Raw genomic sequence first — 3,210 nt, 5'->3', positions numbered from 1 at the left:
ATTACTTGCTACATAGCTAAATGTACTTATTCCAGCATATAAACCAAACGGATCACTTTCTGCGTATCGACCCGTCGTAGGATCATAATCCCTGAAGTAGTTGTAATGAAGATTGGTCTCTGCATCATAATACTGCCCCGGATAGCGCAAGTTAAACGTAAACTGCCCTGCCCCAGTCACTTCCGTTTTCGGTGGTGTACTACCAAACGCTTCACCATCCCACTGCCACACCGTATTGCCATCCGAATCCGTAATCAAGCGCGGTGTATTGAGTTGATCGGCGTTGATGTAATAAATCTGCTCTGTTTTACTTCCACTACCTGCCGCCACGGCAATATTGACCGCCGCGCTGGTGGCGGTCAAGCCATTATTATCCGTCATTTGCGCCGTAATCTGATACGTGCCCGCGATCGCATTCGGTATCACAATACTATACGGTGGCTGGGTTACGGTTCCCATGAGTCCCGTGCCATTAAAGAACGCCACTTGCGTGATGGTGCCACTGCTGTCCGTTGCCGTTGCAGTTAATGTTAATGTCGCTGGTGCGGTGAGTGACTGAGCTGTCGTTGGGCTCGTTAAGGTAATCATCAACGGCGCTGGGGTTACTGTAAAGGACTGCGTCACTGGCGCTGCGGCGCTGTAGTTACTGCTTCCCACTTGATTCGCCGCAATCGTACATATCCCCGCACTCGCTAACGTCACCGTCGAACCCGACACCGTACACACCGGTGTGGTGCTGGAGGTGAAGCTGATCGCTAAAGCCGACGTACTCGTTGCAGATAAAACGAATGGCACCGCGCCAAACTGTTGATTTGCCGGTGCGTTGAAACTAATCGTTTGCGCTTCTTGGCCTACGCTAAATGATTGACTCACTTGGGGAGCGGCACTGTAGTTCGTATTGCCTGCCAGGTTGGCATTGATCGTACACGTTCCTGCTCCGACTAAGGTCACTGTTGAACCTGAAACGGTACAAACCGGTGTGGTGGCTGACGTGAATGCAACAGCTAAACCCGATGTGCTGGTCGCTGACATCGTCAATGGTGCTGCACCCAAAACTTGATTGGCTACCGCTGCAAACGTCACGGTCTGAGGACCTTGAATTACCGAGAACGATTGCGTCACTGGTGGCGCGGCCCAAATCGTGGGATTGCCCGGTTGCGTGGCTTCAATCGTGCACGTGCCTAAGGATACTAACGACACGTATTTACCGTAAGTGCTTGCCGATACGGTACACACCGACGGTGTTTGTGAAATATATGTCGGTGGCATGCCGGAGGTCGAGCTTGCCGTTAAGGTGACGGTATTCGGACTAAATGCTTGCGTCGGTACAGTGGGGAAAGTCAGTGTTTGCGAGCCGCGAATACTAAATGATTGGGCCACTTGTACTGCTGCACTAACATTAGCGTTACCGGCCTGATTGGCATTAATCGTACACGTGCCAATGCTGACTAATGTCACGGTGGAACCGGACACCGTACAGACTGGTGTGGTGGCAGAGGTGAATGCCACGGCTAAACCTGATGTGGACGTTGCTGAGATCGTATAAGGTGCCGTACCAGAATTTTGACCGGCTAACGGGGCAAACGTAATGCTCTGAGAAGCTTGAACCACCAAGAACGATTGCGTTACCGGTGGCGCAGCCCAAATCGTGGGATTGCCCGGTTGTGTTGCTTCAATCGTACACGTACCTAATGACACTAACGACACAAATTGACCATAATTACTTGCCGACACGGTACAGACCGACGGTGTTTGTGAAATATATGTCGGTGGCATGCCGGAGGTCGAGCTGGCCGCTAATGTGACGGTATTTAAGCTAAATGCTTGCGTTGGTACTGTTGGGAACGTCAGTGTTTGCGCACCGCGAATACTAAAGGATTGAGCCACTTGCGTTGCCGCACTAAAATTAGCATTGCCGGCCTGATTGGCATTAATCGTACACGTGCCAATACTGACTAAGGTCACGGTGGAACCGGACACCGTACACACCGCGCTTGTCGCAGAAGAAAATGCCACCGCTAAGCCTGACGTAGCCGTCGCTGATATCGTATAGGGTGCCGTACCAGAATTTTGACCGGCTAACGGGGCAAACGTAATACTCTGAGCGGCTTGCACCACCGAGAATGATTGCGTCACCGGCGGCGCGACAATCACATTCGGATTCCCCGGTTGCGTGGCTTCAATCGTACACGTGCCGACGGAAACTAACGACACGTATTTACCGTACATACTGGCCGACACAGTACAGACCGACGGCGTTTGTGACAGATAGGTCGGTGGCATGCCGGAGGTCGAACTGGCTGCTAACGTGACGGTATTTGGACTAAACGATTGCGTTGGCACGGTGGGAAACGTCAGTGTTTGCGCTTCTTGTGCAACAGTGAATGATTGCGCGACTTGCGCGGCAGCCACATAGGTCGCGTTACCCGCTTGATTGGCATCCAGCGTACAGGTTCCACCACCGAGTACGGTCACGGTGGAACCGGAAACGGTACAGACTGCGCTTGTCGCCGAAGAAAACGTGACCGCCAACCCTGACGTGCTGGTGGCCGACACGGTGAGCGGTGCCGCGCCAAACGTTTGATTGGCTAGCGCGGCAAACGTGATGGTTTGCGCTGTTTGCGCCATGACCGGCAGTGCTGTGAGTAAGCCGATTAAGACAGCTATCCCATATTTACTGATACTTTTTTTTATCACAACGATTCCCCTGGTGCGATCTGTGGTTGGCAGATCGCTTGTTTGTTTGTCGACGACTGATCTTGTTTGTTTATTTTTAGCTTGTTCGCTTAGTTTGCTTGTCCGCTTGCTGCGGTGTGCGCTAGTGCTGCGCCACCGCCACCGGGATATCGTTGAGGTAGATGTAATCTGCCCCCTTGGTTCCCGTGCTCTCGCCAATCAACTTACCACCCTGGTCGTAATTAAAAACCGTCGTGCCAGTCGGTGTCACTTTGAGAACCCGCTGTCCTAATGCATTGATTTTGTATTGCACCGATCCGATGGCGGTTTGTGCGCTGACCATCCGACCACGAGCATCGTAGGCAAACTGGTTATTAACGTTGTTGGTGATGCTGCCATTGGCGTCACTTTGGATCGTATTCACTTGGCTACCGCTGACTTGGGTCAGTTGGTTACTGGTGCTGCCATAGCTGTATTGGGTGTTCGTTCCGCCATTGCCCATCGTGGTGCGGTTGCCGACGGCATCGTAGTTAT

Annotated in this window: 1 protein-coding gene and 1 pseudogene; both read right to left on the bottom strand. The window is 52.3% G+C overall.

From position 1 onward, the window contains the following. A partial coding sequence (locus S2091_RS23625) for an RHS repeat-associated core domain-containing protein (RefSeq protein WP_243405551.1) occupies positions 1-2,697 on the bottom strand: 2,697 nt, incomplete at its 3' end. 121 nt (positions 2,698-2,818) lie between these two features. Continuing rightward, positions 2,819-3,210: pseudogene (locus S2091_RS24195) on the bottom strand (hypothetical protein); the annotation flags it as partial.

The sequence above is a fragment of the Solimicrobium silvestre genome (assembly GCF_002976435.1).
GTDB classification, from domain to species: domain Bacteria; phylum Pseudomonadota; class Gammaproteobacteria; order Burkholderiales; family Burkholderiaceae_D; genus Solimicrobium; species Solimicrobium silvestre.
This window is presented reverse-complemented; position numbering and strand designations above follow the sequence as displayed.